The organism is Microvirga pakistanensis, assembly GCF_004458765.1.
In the GTDB taxonomy this organism is placed as follows: domain Bacteria; phylum Pseudomonadota; class Alphaproteobacteria; order Rhizobiales; family Beijerinckiaceae; genus Microvirga; species Microvirga pakistanensis.
Map to the genome: position 1 here is coordinate 127416 of NZ_SPJX01000186.1, position 14314 is coordinate 141729.

The following is a 14314-nucleotide window of genomic DNA, read 5'->3' on the forward strand; positions in this document are numbered from 1 at the left end:
CCTTATCCTCGCCCGATCCGCTTGGCCTTTTCGGCATCGTACCACCAGGTTCCTGGAGCCCCCGAGGCAAAGCGGGGCTTCTGCTCGGGACGGGAGAACTGGTCCCAATAGGCGATCCATTCGCTGGCTCGATACCACATGGGCACCCAATAATGGCCCGAACGGAGAACCCGGTCCAGGGCGCGACAGGCGATGTTGAGCTCCTGCCGGGACTTCGCGTTGGCGAGCGTCTCGATGAGCGCGTCCACGGCCGGATGGCTGATTCCGGCGATGTTCTGGGAGCCGGGCGTCTTGGCCGCCTGCGAGCCGTACACCACCCGCAGACTGTCGCCCGGGGTCGATCCGCCGGAGAGATTCCGGCTCGCCATGTCGAAGTCGAATTCCTCCATGCGGCGCTGGTACTGCGCGGCGTCGACCACGCGGGAGAACGCATCGATGCCGAGCCGCTTCAGGTTGCTCTGGAAGGGCTGCGTGTGCGGCTGCAGCGCGGACTGGAAGTCCAGGAACTCGATCCGGAACGGCTGTCCATTGGGCAGCTTCAGCACGCCGCCCTCGCGTTTGCAGCCGGCCTCGCGCAGCAACTCGTCGGCGCGGCGCAGCAGTTTCCGATCCTGGCCGGACCCGTCGGACACGGGCGGCACGGGCGGTTCGCCGAAGACGGTGGCCGGAAGCTGGTTGCGGAACGGTTCCAGAAGAGCGAGCTCCTCCGGCGAAGGCATGCCGGTCGCCTTCATGTCGCTGTTCTCGAAGAAGGAGGTCGTGCGCTTGTACAGGCCGAACATGATGTTGGCGTTCGTCCATTCGAAATCGAACGCGAGCCCGATGGCTTCGCGGATGCGCGGATCCTTGAAGGCATCGCGGCGCATGTTGAAGTACCAGCCCTGAATGCTGGAGGGTGAATCGTTGGAGATCTCCTCCTTCTTCACCTTGCCCTCGCGTATGGCCGGGAAGTCGTAGCCGGTCGACCAGATGCGGGAGGTGTATTCCTCGTGATAGTTGAGCGTGCCGTTCTTGAAGGCTTCGAATGCGACGGTCCTGTCGCGGAAGTATTCCCAGCGGATGCGGTCGAAATTGTTCTGGCCCACATTCACCGGAAGATCCTTGCCCCAGTAATCCGGCACGCGCTCGAACTCGATGAAGCGCCCCGTCTCGAACGTTTTGACCCTGTAGGGTCCGGAGCCGAGCGGCGCCTCCATCGTCGAAGCTTCGAAATCCTTGCCCTGCCAGTAGCGCTCCGAGAAGATCGGGAGCCCGGCCACGACAAGATGCAGATCGCGGCTGCGCTGCGGCGTGAACTGAACGCGCAGGACGTCATCGGCTTCCGCTTGCGCCGAGGCCATCTGCGCGAGGAGGGCGCGATAAACCGGGTGCCCCTTCTCCTTCAGGATGTTCAGGGAGAACGCCGCGTCCTTCGCCGTCAGCTGCGAGCCATCGTGAAAGCGCGCCTCCGGGCGCAGGCTGAAGCGATAGGTCAGCTTGTCTTCGGAGACGCGCACGTGTCTCGCCACCAATCCGTAAAGCGCGTCCGGCTCGTCGCCCGAGCCTGCCATCAACGAGTCGAAGGTGGCGCCCATGCCGGCTGCGCCGTCGCCGCGCAGCACGTAGATGTTCAGCGTGTTGAAGGTGTCGAAGTTCTGGTTGCCGGTGGTCTGCTTGATCTGAAGCACCAGCGTTCCGCCCTTGGGGGCGGCCGGGTTGACATAATTGAAATGCTTGAAGTCGGGCGGATACTTCAGCTCGCCGAAGGCGGAGAGGCCATAGGTTTCCATCTCTCCGGCGGTCTCTCCGGCGCCTTGGGCGAAGCCGGCTTTTGGCAGGAGGCTCGCGATCGCGCCGGCTGCGCTGCCCTTGAGGACGGCACGACGATTGAACGGTCTCATCGCGGCGCTCCTGTCTTGGCGGCCTTGGTTCCGTCGTACCACCATAGGGTCGGGAAGGCGGCGCCCGCGTAGCGGGGCATGGTCTGCGGGTGGCTATAGCGATCCCAGCGGGCCGTGCGCTGCTTCAGGGACGTCCATTGCGGCACCACGTAGTTGTGCGCGAGCAGGACACGGTCGAGCGCCTTCGTGGCAGCCACGAGCTCATCGCGATCCTTGGCGAAGATGATCCTGTCGATCAGCGCATCGACGGCCGGGTCGGAGATGCCCGCCAGATTGCGCGATCCTTCGCGCTGGGCCGACTGGGAGCCCCAGAACTCGCGCTGCTCGTTGCCTGGCGACAAGGATTGCGGCCAGACCGTCGACGTGATGTCGAAGTCGAAGGAGCGGGTGCGGTTGGTGTATTGCACGTCGTCGACCGTGCGGACCGCAGCGGCGATTCCGAGACGCTCGAGCACCGCCTTGTAGGGCAGGAAGACGCGCTCGTCGTTGGGACTGCTGCTGAGAAGCTCCACGCTCAACGTCTCGCCCCGCGCGTTGACCCGGCGCCCGTTCTTCACGTCCCATCCCGCTTCGCGCAGCAGGCGGTCCGCTTCGCGCAGGTTGCCGCGGATGCGTTCCGGCGTGTCGTTGACGGGGTTCTCGTAGGGTTTCGTGAAGACCTCCGGCGGAACCTTGTCGCGCAGGGATTCGAGAAGCTCCAGCTCCTTGCCCTGCGGCAGACCCGAGGAAGCGAGCTCGAGACCGTGGAAGTAGCTTCCGACGCGCTCGTAGAGGCCGTAGAAGACCGTCTTGTTGAGCTCCTCGAAGGGGAACGCGAGATTGAAGGCGCGCCGTACGCGCTCGTCCTTGAACTTGTCGCGCCTCAAGTTGAGCACGAAGGCCTGCATGATGCCGGTGGCCGCGTAGGGGAATTCCTCCAGAACCACCCGGCCTTCCTGCCTGGCCGGAAAGTCGTAGCCCGTCGCCCAGTTTCGGGCGCTGTTCTCCGTCCGGAAGTCGATCCGGTCCGCCTTGAAGGCTTCGAGCAGCACCGTCGCGTCGCGGTAGTATTCGTACCGGATTTCGTCGATGTTGTTCTGGCCCACATTCACGTTGAGGTTCGCGCCCCAGTAATCCGGCACGCGCTCGTAGGTGGCGCTGCGGCCCGCGTCGAAACTCTTGAGGCGGTAGGGCCCCGAAGCCAGCGGCGGCTCCAGGGTCGTCTGCGTGACGTCGCGCTTGCGCCCGTCCGGCGCCGTGCCTTCCCACCAGTGCTTGGGCAGCACGATCAGCTGCCCCATGATCTGGGGCAGTTCCCGGTTGCCCGTCTGGTTGAAGGTGAACTTCACCTCGCGCTCGCCCGTCTTCTCGGCCGTGGTCACGTTGGCGTAGTAGAAGGCATAGGTCGGGCTGTTGGCCTTGAAGGCCTCGAAGGAGAAGATCACGTCGTCCGCCGTGACCGGCTGTCCGTCATGCCACTTGGCGTCCGGGCGCAACCGGAAGCTGACGGAGGAATAATCCTCCGGATAGGAGAACGCCTCCGCGAGCAGGCCGTAGGCGGCGCTCGGCTCGTCGAAGGAGGACGTGGTCAGCGTCTCGTAGATGAGGCCGAGACCCTGTTCGGGCGATCCCTTCACGCCCGCGACCACGATGTTGAAGCTGTCGAAGGTGCCCTGCGCCCCGAGCCGGACCGCTCCGCCCTTGGGGGCATCGGGGTTCACGTAGTCGAAATGGGAGAAGCCAGGCTCGTATTTGGGCTCTCCGAGGAGGGCCGCGCCATGCCGCCACTGGGCTTCCTGGGCTGCGAGGGGAGTCAGGGCGAGGCAGGCGGCCAGGAAGCCGGGCAGAAGGGTACGGATCACAAGGCGTCTCCTGAAGGACGAGGCGTCTGTCGTCAGGTTACATTTTTGGGCGGACCGGGGCGAGCGCAAGGGAGGAGGGACAAAACAAAAGCCGGGCACAAGGCCCGGCTTCGCGGAAATCGACGGATGTCTGCCTGTCCTTACGGTGTGGGCAGCGGAGCCGGATTGTCGGACAGGCTGCGCAGGTAGGCCAGCAGATCGGCCCGTTCCTTGTCGTTGGCGATGCCGGCGAAAGCCATGATCGTGCCGGGAGCGGCCTTCTTCGGATTGTGAATGAAGTCGTTCAGAGCCTCGTAGGTCCATTCGCCGCCATGGGCCTTCAAGCCGTTGGAATAGTTGAAGCCCTCGTGCGAGGCGACCGGCCGGCTGACGACGCCGTAGAGGTTCGGGCCGACCTTGTTCGGGCCGCCTTTCTCGAAGGTATGGCAGGAGGCGCACTTCTTAGCGGCGGCCTGACCCTTGGCCGGGTCGGCGCTGGCCAGAAGAACGGGAAGGGGCTCGGACGGAGCGGCCGGAGCGCCGCCGCCAGCTACAGCCTCTTCGGCGGCCGGAAGGTCATAGCCCGGAACGGCCGGGGCATGAGGCGAGAACAGGCCTTCGGCAACGACTTTGACGCCGACCACGAAGAGAAGCGTACCGAAAAGGGCACCCAGGATCTTATTGGTCTCGATATTCATAGGTTAGGCTCTCCTCGCCTTGGTCACGGCGAACCCAGCGCAAACAGAACGGCAGCGCGGGCTGGCGCCCGCGGTTCGCGGCGTTGCTTAGCCGTAGAGAAGGGGTTTTGACAATGGGGTTCTTGCAGGTTTTGGCGCTCCATTGGTCGCAGCTCGGTTCCAAAACGCCGCGATGAAGCTCTCAGGTCCAAGGATCAAGTGCCGCAGAGCCCATGACAAACACGGTTGGCCTTGCTAAGGACGCGCAGCTTTATTCCTTGAAGATTGCCCATGTCCAACCCTCTGGTTCTCATTCCCGCCCGTCTCGCGGCGACCCGTCTGCCGAACAAACCCCTTGCGGACATCGCGGGCGAACCCATGATCGTGCATGTCTGGCGTCGCGCCATGGAGGCGGGCATCGGACCCGTCGCCATCGCGACCGACGCCCCCGAAATCGCCGAGGCCGTGAGCCGGGTCGGCGGGCAGGCGGTCATGACCCGCGCCGACCACGCCTCCGGCTCCGACCGCATCTTCGAGGCTGTGGAAAAGCTCGATCCCGGGGGACGCCACGACGTGGTGGTGAACGTCCAGGGCGACCTGCCGACGGTTGATCCGGCCGCGATCGCCGCCTCCATCGCGCCGCTCTCGGATCCGCAAGTCGATCTGGCCACGCTGGTGGCGGTCATCGGGCGCGAGGAGGAAAAAACCAATCCGAACGTGGTGAAGATGGTGGGCGCCCAGGTCGCGCCCGGCCGCTTCCGGGCGCTCTACTTCACCCGTGCCACGGCTCCCTACGGGGATGGTCCGCTCTACCATCACATCGGACTGTACGCCTATCGCCGCACGGCCCTGCAGCGCTTCGTCGCCATGTCGCCTTCTCCCCTGGAGCAGCGCGAGAAGCTGGAGCAGTTGCGGGCCCTGGAGGCAGGCATGCGCATCGACGCGGTGGTGGTCGACGATGTCCCGCTCGGCGTCGACACGCCCCACGATCTGGACAGAGCTCGCGAGATCATCATGGCCCGGAGAACAACATGAAGCAGATTATTTCGTTTCAGGGCGAACCGGGAGCCAATTCCCACATCGCGTGCTCGCAGATGTATCCCGGCTGGGAAGTGCTGCCCTGTCCGACCTTCGAGGATGCCTTCGCGGCCGTGAACGAGGGCGAGGCGGGGCTTGCCATGATCCCGATCGAGAACTCGATCGCGGGCCGCGTGGCGGATATCCACCATCTCCTGCCGACGTCGGGCCTGCACATCGTGGGCGAGCATTTCCTGCCCATCCATTTCCAGCTGATGGCGCTGCCCGAGGCCGATCTCGGCACGATCAAGAGCGTTTACAGCCATGTCCACGCGCTGGGCCAGTGCCGCAAGATCATCCGCAAGCTCGGCCTGAAGGCGCATGTGGCGGGCGACACCGCAGGTTCCGCACGACAGGTCGCCGAGTGGAAGGATCCCACCCGCGCCTCGCTGGCACCGCGCATGGCCGCCGACATCTACGGCCTCAAGATCCTCGCCGAGGACGTGGAGGACGAATCCCACAACACCACCCGCTTCGTCATTCTGTCGAAGACGCCGCAATGGGTGCCGGCCGGCAATGGCCCGACCGTGACCTCCTTCGTCTTCCGCGTGCGCAACCTGCCGGCGGCCCTCTACAAGGCGCTGGGGGGCTTTGCCACGAACGGCATCAACATGACCAAGCTCGAGAGCTACATGGTCGAAGGCTACTTCAAGGCCACGCAGTTCTATGCCGAGGTCGACGGTCATCCGGAGGATGCGAATCTCAGGCGCGCTCTGGAAGAGCTCGAATTCTTCTCCCGCGAGCTGCGGATCCTCGGCGCTTATCCGGCGGCGCCCTTCCGCGAGCACATCCAGGAAGCGGCGGAGTGAAGGTCGCCATCCGCGAGGCAGTCGAGAGCGATCTCGACAACATTGCCCGGGTTCATGTTCAGGGGTGGCGGGAAACCTACAAGGACATCCTGTCAGCGGAAGCTCTCGCCGGCTTGTCCATCGAGGAGCGGAAGCAGATGTGGCAGGGGGCGTTCACGCATCCCAATCCCCGCGCCAAGTTCCTGGTGGCGGTCACGGATGACGGCGAGATTCTCGGCTTCGCGCGGGGCGGGCCGGTCAGGACCAAAGAGCCCGATCGACTTGCTGCGGAGAGCGAGATTTTTGCCATTTATCTTCTCGAGAAGGCCAAGCGGCAAGGCCTCGGGCGCAGGCTCATGGCCGGCGTGTTCGATCATCTTGCCGCCCAGGGCCTCCGCTCGGCCGGGCTCTGGGTCCTTAAGGAAAACATCTCGGCACGACGCTTCTACGAAACACTTGGCGGAGAACCCGGTCCCGAGCATTCCTTTGAGATGAATGGACAGAAGGTGATCGAAATCGCCTACAGGTTCGAGCCGATCCCGCGCCTTGGCTAATCCTTCACCCATTCCTGCAGCAAAAGGTTCGCGATGGCGATCGGGACGGGCGCTGCGAAATCCTCGTGCCTGCCCTCCAGCATGCGGCGCACGTCGTCCTTGGTGAACCAGCGGGCGTCCTCCAGCTCCTCGCGGTCGAAATCGATCTCCTCCGTGAGGGCCTCGCCGACGCAGCCGATCATGATGTTCGCCGGAAAGGGCCAGGGCTGCGAGGCGAGATAGCGAACCGTGCCGACGCGAATGCCCGCCTCCTCGAAGGTCTCGCGGCGCACCGCATCCTCGATGGTCTCGCCCGGCTCGAGAAAGCCCGCGAGGCAGGAATACATCTTCTCGGCAAAGCGCGCCTGGCGGCCCATGAGGCATTTGTCGCCGCGGGTGATCAGCATGATCACCACGGGATCGGTGCGCGGAAAATGCTGCGCGCCGCAGGATGCGCAATCGCGACGGAAGCCGGCCTGGGCGCTCTGCGTTGGAGCGCCGCAATTGGCGCAGAAGCGATGGCGGTTGTGCCAATCGAGAATGGACTTCGCCATGGCGAGGATGCCGAGCTCTTCCGCCGGCACGAGGCCGCGCACCGCGATCGAGCGCAGATCCGAGACCATATAGGCCGGATCGTCCCGGAACCGCTCCGCCGTCTCCGCGTCGGCCAGGGTCGCGATCACGGGGCGATCCTGCAGGGTGCCGAGGAACACCTGCTCCTTGTGCGCCTGCAGGCGGTCCAGGGTGGATACGGGCAAAAGACCCGAACCGGGCTCTCCTGAGGTCAGGATCGGCAGGTCCCCCGCCAGAAGCACGAGAGCGGTTTCCGGGTTGGCGGCCGCATGGGCCAGGGCATCGGGGTCGCGCTCCGCACTGTGACGGACGAGAGGATTGGTGATGTAGCCGATGGGACGCGTCATGGAGTTCAGGCTTCCGCAAAAAGAGCGGCGGCGCGCTCGATGAGGGCGGTTGCGGCATGGTCCGGATAGGGCTGGCGGGCGCCATGGCCCCAAACAGGTCCGGGCCAGGCCGGATCGGAGCGGAAGCGCCCGATCACATGCACGTGGAGCTGCGTCACGATGTTGCCGAGAGCGCCCACATTCACCTTGTCGGGCTTGGACAGCGCCAGCATCACCTTGGTGGCGATGCGAATCTCCTGCGTCAGTTGGGCGTAATCCGCCTCCGACAGATCGGTGAATTCGCTCACGTTCGGAATGCGCGGCACCAGCACGAACCAGGGGAAGCGGGCATCGTTCAGGAGCAGGACCGACGAGAGGGCAAGGTCGCCGATCGGGAGCGTATCGGCTTCGAGGCGGGAATCGAGCTGGAATGTCATGGCCCTATCTAGCCGAGATCGCGGCTGCCTGTCAGCCGTCATGCTGCACGCATCACGGTCATCGCCGCCGCTCCACCGTTGCTCTCGTGCTCCCCATCGTGACCACCTCCGGTCATGGCCGCAACAAGTGCGGCCATCTCCGTCTTGAGAACCGCACCTGGGCAAAGACGTGGATGCCCCGCTAAGGCCGGCCATGACGGGCGGGAGGTGGGAGCCGGCGGATCAAGCCAAGCGGCTGCAGGCACGGAGCCGCAGGAGGCCGGAGCAGGAGAATGTTCCGTCTTTGTTCTTGACGCCCGCCTCAAGCTCGGCTATATCGTTCGGCACCCCGGCCCACCGGGAGGCGCGCTCGCGAGGCGTCGCAGGTTGTGGGGCCGGGCACGGTCCCGCAGCCGGCCTCGCACGCCGGTTGGCGGGAGGCCCTGGCTCGATCCAGGCGCCCGGGCATGCACAGCCGCCCGTCTTGCTGCCTCACCGCAGCCAAGGCGACGCCGCCACAGGCATGATCTCCCGGAGCCCGCGTCGACAGTCCGCCTAAAAGAACCGTGCGCGGGGAGCCGACAGGCTTCTCCCTTCCCACAGCATCGAGCCGGTCCGCTCCTCGCGCCCTCCCTCGATCGCCTCTCCCGCTCAAGGCCGCGCGCCACATGGCCCGCAGCCCAATCCCGCTTGCCCGCACGCTCTTTGACAACTCACCCGCCCCGTGGCCATGCCCGTCAGGGCCATCACGCTCCGAGGAAAGCGGCCGTGGCGGCGGGATCACGGGCCCGGGGACGACGAACCCACAGGCGAGAAGTTTCCAACTTGCGTTCCTGTCGCGAAACGCCCATATAGCCATTGGGAGGTTGGCGAGGGACGTCTCACTCGCCAACCGGGTCAGGTCCGGAAGGAAGCAGCCCTAACGAGACCGAACGGGTCTTCGTCCAGCCTCCCACCTCGAGTTTCCCAAAGCCTTGCAGCCGATGGACAACACCACAGCCGGCACGCCCCTGAACGACGAGCCGGCCTTGCCGGGTTTCCCCGCCGCGCCGGCTCCGGCCGCGCCTGCCTCTCCCTATCGCGTTCTCGCCCGTAAATACCGTCCGCGCACCTTCGACGACCTGATCGGTCAGGAGGCGATGGTCCGGACCCTCTCGAACGCCTTCGAGACCGGCCGCATTCCGCAGGCCTGGATGCTCACCGGCGTCCGCGGCGTGGGCAAGACCACGACGGCCCGCATCCTGGCCCGGGGCCTCAACTACCAGAAGCCCGACGGCTCCGGCGGCCCCACCATCCACATGCCTGAGCTTGGCGCGCATTGCGAAGCGATCATGGAATCGCGGCACGTGGACGTGCTGGAGATGGACGCCGCCTCCCATACCGGCATCGACGACGTCCGCCAGATCATCGACGGCATCCGCTATTCGCCGGTTTCGGCCCGCTACAAGGTCTATATCATCGACGAGGTTCACATGCTCTCGGAGAAGGCGTTCAACGCCTTCCTGAAGACGCTGGAGGAGCCGCCGCCGCACGCGAAGTTCATCTTCGCCACCACCGAGATCCGGAAGGTCCCCGTCACGATCCTGTCCCGCTGCCAGCGCTTCGACCTGCGCCGCGTCGAGGCGGACAAGCTTGTGGGCCATCTCGCCCGCATCTGCGCGGCCGAGGGCGTGCAGGCGGAGCAGGGGGCCCTTGCGGCCATCGCCCGCGCGGCCGAGGGGTCGGTTCGCGATTCCCTCTCCCTGCTCGATCAGGCCATCGCCCATGGGGCCGGTGTCGTGACGCCGGAGACCGTGCGCGACATGCTGGGGCTTGCCGACCGCACCCAGGTCATCGACCTGTTCGAGGCCGTGATGCGCGGCGACGTTCCCGCAGCCTTCGCGGGACTGCGCTCCCAATACGATGCGGGCGCCGACCCGGCGGTGATCCTGTCCGATCTCGCGGCCTTCTCGCATGTGGTCACGCGCCTGAAGCTGATCCCCGAAGCGGCGAAGGATCCGGCGTTGTCCGAGATCGAGAGGACCCGTGGTCTCGATTATGCCCAGAAGCTCTCGGTGCGCACGCTTTCGCGGGCGTGGCAGATGCTTCTGAAGGGCATTCCCGAAGTCCAGTCCTCCAGCCGTCCGGTTGCGGCGGCCGAGATGGTGCTCGTGCGTCTGGCCTATGCGGCGGACCTGCCGACGCCCGACGAGGCGCTGCGTGCCCTGAAGGACGGCGCGCCGTTGCCGGCCGGCGGTCCTGCGCCGTCCCGTCCGTCCGGCGGGCCGTCCAGTTCCGGCAACATGGCGCTCGCCACGTCTCAGCCTCAGCCCCGGCCGCGAGCCGCATCGGCCGAGCCGACCATGCGTCTTCGCCGTTTCGAGGACGTGGTGGCGCTCGCCGGCGAGAAGCGCGAGATCGTGCTGAAAGCGGCCCTGGAGCGCGACGTTCGCCTCGTGCGCTTCGAGGAGGGTCATATCGAACTCAGCCTCGCCGAATCCGGCAATCGCACCATCGCCAACGATCTGGCGCGCGCACTCCAGCAATGGACCGGCCAGCGCTGGATGGTGTCCCTCTCCTCCGAGGAGGGCGCGCCGACCCTGCGCGAACAGGCCATGGCCGCCGAGCGCGAGCGCAAGGAAGGAGCGGCGAACCATCCGCTCGTACAGGCGGTTCTGTCCAAGTTTCCCGGCGCTCAGATCGTCAACGTGATCGAGCGCGCCGAGAAGGCGGGAGAGGATGCGGAAACGGAAATTTTAGGCGAAGCCGATGCGCTGGCGGCGCATGAGGCGGAAGCCGACGACGATCTGTTCTAGTCAAGGAGCGCGGTCATGAAGGACATCATGGGACTGATGAAACAGGCTCAGGCGATGCAGCAGAAGCTGCAGGATGCGCAGGCCGAGCTCGACAATCTCGAGGTCGAGGGCTCCGCCGGCGGCGGTGTCGTCACCGTGAAAGTTTCCGGAAAGGGCAACCTCAAGGCGATCAGCATCGATCCTTCTCTCCTGAATCCTGACGAGAAGGAGATCCTGGAGGACCTCGTCGTCGCTGCCATGAACGACGCGCGCGGCAAGGCGGATCGCGCCGCGCAGGAGCGGATGGAAAGCCTCACGAAAGGCCTGCCCCTTCCGCCCGGACTGAAGCTGTTCTGAGGCCTCGCATGGCTCAGCACGTTGCCGGCCCGGAGATCGAGCGCCTGATCCAGCTGCTCGCGCGCCTGCCGGGTCTCGGCCCGCGCTCCGCGCGCCGGGCAGCGCTGCATCTCATCAAGAAGCGCGACACGCTGCTCAACCCGTTGAGCGATGCGATGCGCATCGCGAACGAACGAATCGTCGTGTGCTCGTCCTGCGGCAACGTGGATACGTCCGATCCCTGCACCATCTGCCGCGATCCCAAGCGCGATCCGTCGATCCTGGTGGTGGTGGAGGACGTGTCCGATCTCTGGGCACTCGAGCGGTCGGGGGCGGTCAACGCGAAATATCACGTGCTCGGTGGCGTGCTCTCGCCTCTCGACGGCGTGCGTCCCGAGCACCTGAACCTCGACCGGCTCATCGCGCGGGCGTCCGAGCCCGGGGTGGCCGAGGTGATCCTCGCGCTCAACGCCACCGTCGACGGGCAGACCACGGCCCATTACATCACCGAGCTTCTCGGCGACCTCCCCGTCAAGGTGACGAAGCTCGCCCATGGCGTCCCCGTTGGCGGTGAACTCGATTACCTCGACGAGGGAACGCTCTCCGCCGCCATTCGCCAGCGGACGTCGTTCTGACGGCAGGCGCTTTCAGGCGGGCATCGCGAGCCGGTAGACCGCCCCGCCATCGTTCTCCAGCGTGAAGCTGCCGCCAAGCTGGGCCGCGAAGGCACGGATCAGCTTCATGCCCGGCGACGAGGCGTTCTCGATGGCCTCGGCTCGGGTGAGCGCGGTCCTGTACTCGATCCAGAGGAATGCGCCGCGCAGCACCAGAACCGCGATGGCGAACAAGATCGCCGTAGCGTAGAGGACGCCGCGCATGTCACGGACGGGGATCATGGGAAGCAGACTCGGCTCCGGGATGGTCTCTCGCTCCAGGGTCGCCAGAGCACTCTGCTAGCCAGTGGCCCTCTTGTGCAGGTGACAGCGCCGAATCCCGTTGCTAAGCAGGGCGTCACTCATCCCTAATTTCCGAGTTGAGCTCATGTCTCTGATCGATCTCGCCCACACTATCGATGCCGCCTGGGAAGACCGTGGCAATGTGAATGCGTCCACCAGGGGGACTGTCCGCGACGCCGTCGAGCAGGCCCTCCAGCTTCTCGACGCCGGGCAGGCGCGCGTGGCGGAGAAACAGGTCGATGGCACGTGGCAGGTGCACCAATGGCTCAAGAAGGCGGTGCTCCTCTCCTTCCGCCTCAACGACATGTGGGTGATCAAGGGCGGTCCCGGCGAAGCCACCTGGTGGGACAAGGTTCCCTCCAAGTTCGACGGCTGGACCGAGGCCGAGTTCAAGGCCGCTGCATTCCGTGCTGTTCCCAACTGCATTGTGCGGCGCGGCGCCTATGTCGCACCCGGCGTGGTGCTGATGCCGTCCTTCGTCAATCTCGGCGCCTATGTGGGCGAGGGCACCATGGTGGACACCTGGGCGACGGTCGGCTCCTGCGCGCAGATCGGCAAGAACGTGCATCTCTCGGGCGGCGTCGGCATCGGCGGGGTGCTGGAGCCCCTCCAGGCCAATCCCACCATCATCGAGGACAACTGCTTCATCGGCGCCCGTTCCGAGGTGGTGGAAGGCGTGATCGTGGGCGAGGGCTCCGTGCTCTCCATGGGCGTGTTCCTCTCCGCCTCCACCAAGATCATCGACCGAAACACGGGTGAGGTCTTTGTGGGCCGCGTGCCGCCTTACTCGGTGGTCGTGCCTGGATCGCTTCCCGGCAGGCCCCTGCCGGACGGCACCCCGGGTCCTTCACTCTACTGCGCGGTCATCGTCAAGCGCGTGGACGCGCAGACCCGCGCCAAGACGGGCATCAACGAGCTGCTGCGGGACTGATCCATGGACCATTCGCCCCTCTCTCTCGCCCGGTCGCTCCTTCGTTGCCCGTCGGTGACGCCCGAGGAGGGCGGTGCGCTCTCCTTCATCGAAGGTGTGTTGAAGGGGGCGGGATTCGAGGTGCACCGCCCGGTCTTCTCCGAGCCCGGCACACCGGACGTTGAGAACCTTTACGCCCGCTACGGCACGGGCAAGCCCTATCTGCTCTTCGCGGGCCATACGGATGTGGTGCCGCCGGGCGATGAGAGCCGATGGCGGCATCATCCTTTCAGCGCTGAGATCGAGGATGGTGAACTCTATGGGCGTGGCGCGGTCGACATGAAAGGCGGAATCGCCTGCATGATAGCGGCGGCGCTCGCGTTCATTGGAGAAAATCCCGACTTCGGCGGCTCCATCGGCTTCCTCATCACCGGTGACGAGGAGGGGCCAGCCATCAATGGTACCGTCAAGCTCCTTGAGTGGGCAAAGGGCCGCGGCGAGAGTTTCGATCATTGCATTCTCGGCGAGCCGACCAATCCCAACCAGCTCGGCGACATGATCAAGATCGGGCGGCGCGGCTCTCTGACCGGCAGGATCATCGTCGAGGGCAAGCAGGGGCATGTGGCCTATCCGCATCTTGCGGATAATCCCATTCCCGGCATGCTGCGCCTGCTTGAGGGACTTCTGCGCGAGCCGCTCGACCACGGGACGGAGCATTTCGACGCCTCGAATCTTGAGGTGACCACGGTGGATGTCGGAAATCCGGCCTCCAACGTGATCCCCGCCGAGGCGAAGGCAACGTTCAACATCCGCTTCAACGATCTCTGGACTCCCGAGAGCCTGGAAGCGGAAGTCTCCCGCCGCCTCAGCGAAGCGGCCGGCAACAGCATTCGCTATACGCTGCGCATGGAGCCGACGAACGCGATCGCGTTCCTCACGCCCCCGAACCAGTTCGTGAGCTTCATGGCAGATGCCGTCGAAGCCGAGACCGGTTTGCGCCCCAAGCTCTCCACAACAGGCGGCACCTCGGATGCCCGCTTCATCGTAAAGGACTGCCCGGTCCTGGAGTTCGGCCTCGTCGGACGAACCATGCACCAGATCGACGAGCGAGTGGCCGTGGAAGACCTGGATCGGCTTGCCGCCATTTATCGCAAAGTGTTGAACGCCTATTTCATGCCTGCTTCCTAGGAGAGGCGAGGTTTTATCAAACTAAAGTCTGATGCGGGCCGGAACGTTTTCCCGTTCCGG

14 protein-coding genes and 1 other RNA gene are annotated in these 14314 nt (G+C 65.3%); 9 read left to right on the top strand and 6 right to left on the bottom strand.

Annotated elements, in window-relative coordinates:
• Positions 1-2 precede the first annotated feature (2 nt).
• The 3 genes from E4K09_RS11465 to E4K09_RS11475 form a co-directional block, all read right to left on the bottom strand.
• Positions 3-1880, bottom strand: a complete 1878-nt coding sequence (locus E4K09_RS11465; RefSeq protein ID WP_134497052.1) for an extracellular solute-binding protein — start codon at positions 1878-1880, stop codon at positions 3-5.
• Complete coding sequence (locus tag E4K09_RS11470; protein ID WP_134497054.1) at positions 1877-3721, bottom strand: extracellular solute-binding protein; 1845 nt, start codon at positions 3719-3721, stop codon at positions 1877-1879. Before E4K09_RS11470 ends, E4K09_RS11465 begins: the two co-directional genes overlap by 4 nt.
• 140 nt (positions 3722-3861) lie before the next feature.
• Positions 3862-4398, bottom strand: a complete 537-nt coding sequence (locus E4K09_RS11475; protein ID WP_134497056.1) for a c-type cytochrome — start codon at positions 4396-4398, stop codon at positions 3862-3864.
• Between the two features lie 270 nt (positions 4399-4668).
• Here E4K09_RS11475 and E4K09_RS11480 point away from each other — a divergent pair, with 270 nt between their 5' ends.
• The 3 genes from E4K09_RS11480 to E4K09_RS11490 are packed head-to-tail and all read left to right on the top strand — an operon-like array spanning position 4669 to position 6796.
• Positions 4669-5412, top strand: a complete 744-nt coding sequence (locus E4K09_RS11480; protein WP_134497058.1) for a 3-deoxy-manno-octulosonate cytidylyltransferase — start codon at positions 4669-4671, stop codon at positions 5410-5412.
• Positions 5409-6263, top strand: coding sequence for a prephenate dehydratase (locus E4K09_RS11485; protein WP_134497060.1), 855 nt, complete (start codon positions 5409-5411; stop codon positions 6261-6263). The genes E4K09_RS11480 and E4K09_RS11485 overlap by 4 nt, the downstream gene beginning before the upstream one ends.
• Entirely contained in the window at positions 6260-6796 is a 537-nt protein-coding gene (locus E4K09_RS11490) for a GNAT family N-acetyltransferase (RefSeq protein WP_134497062.1), read from the top strand. Before E4K09_RS11485 ends, E4K09_RS11490 begins: the two co-directional genes overlap by 4 nt.
• Here E4K09_RS11490 and nudC read toward each other — a convergent pair.
• Complete coding sequence (gene nudC, locus E4K09_RS11495) at positions 6793-7695, bottom strand: NAD(+) diphosphatase (protein ID WP_134497064.1); 903 nt, start codon at positions 7693-7695, stop codon at positions 6793-6795. The genes E4K09_RS11490 and nudC overlap by 4 nt on opposite strands.
• A 5-nt stretch (positions 7696-7700) precedes the next feature.
• A complete protein-coding gene (locus tag E4K09_RS11500) occupies positions 7701-8111 on the bottom strand; it encodes an HIT domain-containing protein (protein ID WP_134497066.1) in 411 nt (136 codons plus the stop codon).
• An 839-nt stretch (positions 8112-8950) separates the two neighbouring features.
• Between E4K09_RS11500 and ffs the strand changes: the two genes are divergently transcribed.
• The 4 genes from ffs (at position 8951) to recR (ending at position 11835) form a co-directional block, all read left to right on the top strand.
• Positions 8951-9047: signal recognition particle sRNA small type (ffs, locus tag E4K09_RS11505), an RNA gene on the top strand.
• Positions 9048-9073: 26 nt separating this feature from the next.
• Complete coding sequence (locus E4K09_RS11510; RefSeq protein ID WP_134497068.1) at positions 9074-10885, top strand: DNA polymerase III subunit gamma/tau; 1812 nt, start codon at positions 9074-9076, stop codon at positions 10883-10885.
• Positions 10886-10900: 15 nt separating this feature from the next.
• Entirely contained in the window at positions 10901-11221 is a 321-nt protein-coding gene (locus tag E4K09_RS11515) for a YbaB/EbfC family nucleoid-associated protein (RefSeq protein ID WP_134497070.1), read from the top strand.
• Between the two features lie 8 nt (positions 11222-11229).
• Positions 11230-11835 carry a recombination mediator RecR gene (recR, locus tag E4K09_RS11520; RefSeq protein ID WP_134497072.1) on the top strand — a complete coding sequence of 202 codons (606 nt, stop codon included), beginning with the start codon at positions 11230-11232 and terminating at the stop codon, positions 11833-11835.
• 12 nt (positions 11836-11847) lie between these two features.
• On the opposite strand, the gene E4K09_RS11525 is transcribed toward recR, so the two are convergent.
• Positions 11848-12096 carry a hypothetical protein gene (locus tag E4K09_RS11525; RefSeq protein WP_134497074.1) on the bottom strand — a complete coding sequence of 83 codons (249 nt, stop codon included), beginning with the start codon at positions 12094-12096 and terminating at the stop codon, positions 11848-11850.
• 145 nt (positions 12097-12241) lie between these two features.
• Here E4K09_RS11525 and dapD point away from each other — a divergent pair, with 145 nt between their 5' ends.
• Both dapD and dapE read left to right on the top strand, forming a co-directional pair.
• Positions 12242-13087, top strand: coding sequence for a 2,3,4,5-tetrahydropyridine-2,6-dicarboxylate N-succinyltransferase (gene dapD / locus E4K09_RS11530; RefSeq protein WP_134497076.1), 846 nt, complete (start codon positions 12242-12244; stop codon positions 13085-13087).
• Positions 13088-13090: 3 nt separating this feature from the next.
• On the top strand, positions 13091-14254 hold the full coding sequence (gene dapE / locus E4K09_RS11535; protein ID WP_134497078.1) for a succinyl-diaminopimelate desuccinylase: 1164 nt from the start codon (positions 13091-13093) through the stop codon (positions 14252-14254).
• Positions 14255-14314 lie beyond the last annotated feature (60 nt).

Bases quoted from the DNA above. Each gene is read 5' to 3' on its own strand.
- E4K09_RS11465 (WP_134497052.1), bottom strand. From the start codon at position 1,880: ATGAGACCGTTCAATCGTCGTGCCGTCCTCAAGGGCAGCGCAGCCGGC.
- E4K09_RS11475 (WP_134497056.1), bottom strand. From the start codon at position 4,398: ATGAATATCGAGACCAATAAGATCCTGGGTGCCCTTTTCGGTACGCTT.
- E4K09_RS11480 (WP_134497058.1), top strand. From the start codon at position 4,669: ATGTCCAACCCTCTGGTTCTCATTCCCGCCCGTCTCGCGGCGACCCGT.
- E4K09_RS11485 (WP_134497060.1), top strand. From the start codon at position 5,409: ATGAAGCAGATTATTTCGTTTCAGGGCGAACCGGGAGCCAATTCCCAC.
- nudC (WP_134497064.1), bottom strand. From the start codon at position 7,695: ATGACGCGTCCCATCGGCTACATCACCAATCCTCTCGTCCGTCACAGT.
- E4K09_RS11500 (WP_134497066.1), bottom strand. From the start codon at position 8,111: ATGACATTCCAGCTCGATTCCCGCCTCGAAGCCGATACGCTCCCGATC.
- E4K09_RS11510 (WP_134497068.1), top strand. From the start codon at position 9,074: ATGGACAACACCACAGCCGGCACGCCCCTGAACGACGAGCCGGCCTTG.
- E4K09_RS11515 (WP_134497070.1), top strand. From the start codon at position 10,901: ATGAAGGACATCATGGGACTGATGAAACAGGCTCAGGCGATGCAGCAG.
- recR (WP_134497072.1), top strand. From the start codon at position 11,230: ATGGCTCAGCACGTTGCCGGCCCGGAGATCGAGCGCCTGATCCAGCTG.
- E4K09_RS11525 (WP_134497074.1), bottom strand. From the start codon at position 12,096: ATGATCCCCGTCCGTGACATGCGCGGCGTCCTCTACGCTACGGCGATC.
- dapD (WP_134497076.1), top strand. From the start codon at position 12,242: ATGTCTCTGATCGATCTCGCCCACACTATCGATGCCGCCTGGGAAGAC.
- dapE (WP_134497078.1), top strand. From the start codon at position 13,091: ATGGACCATTCGCCCCTCTCTCTCGCCCGGTCGCTCCTTCGTTGCCCG.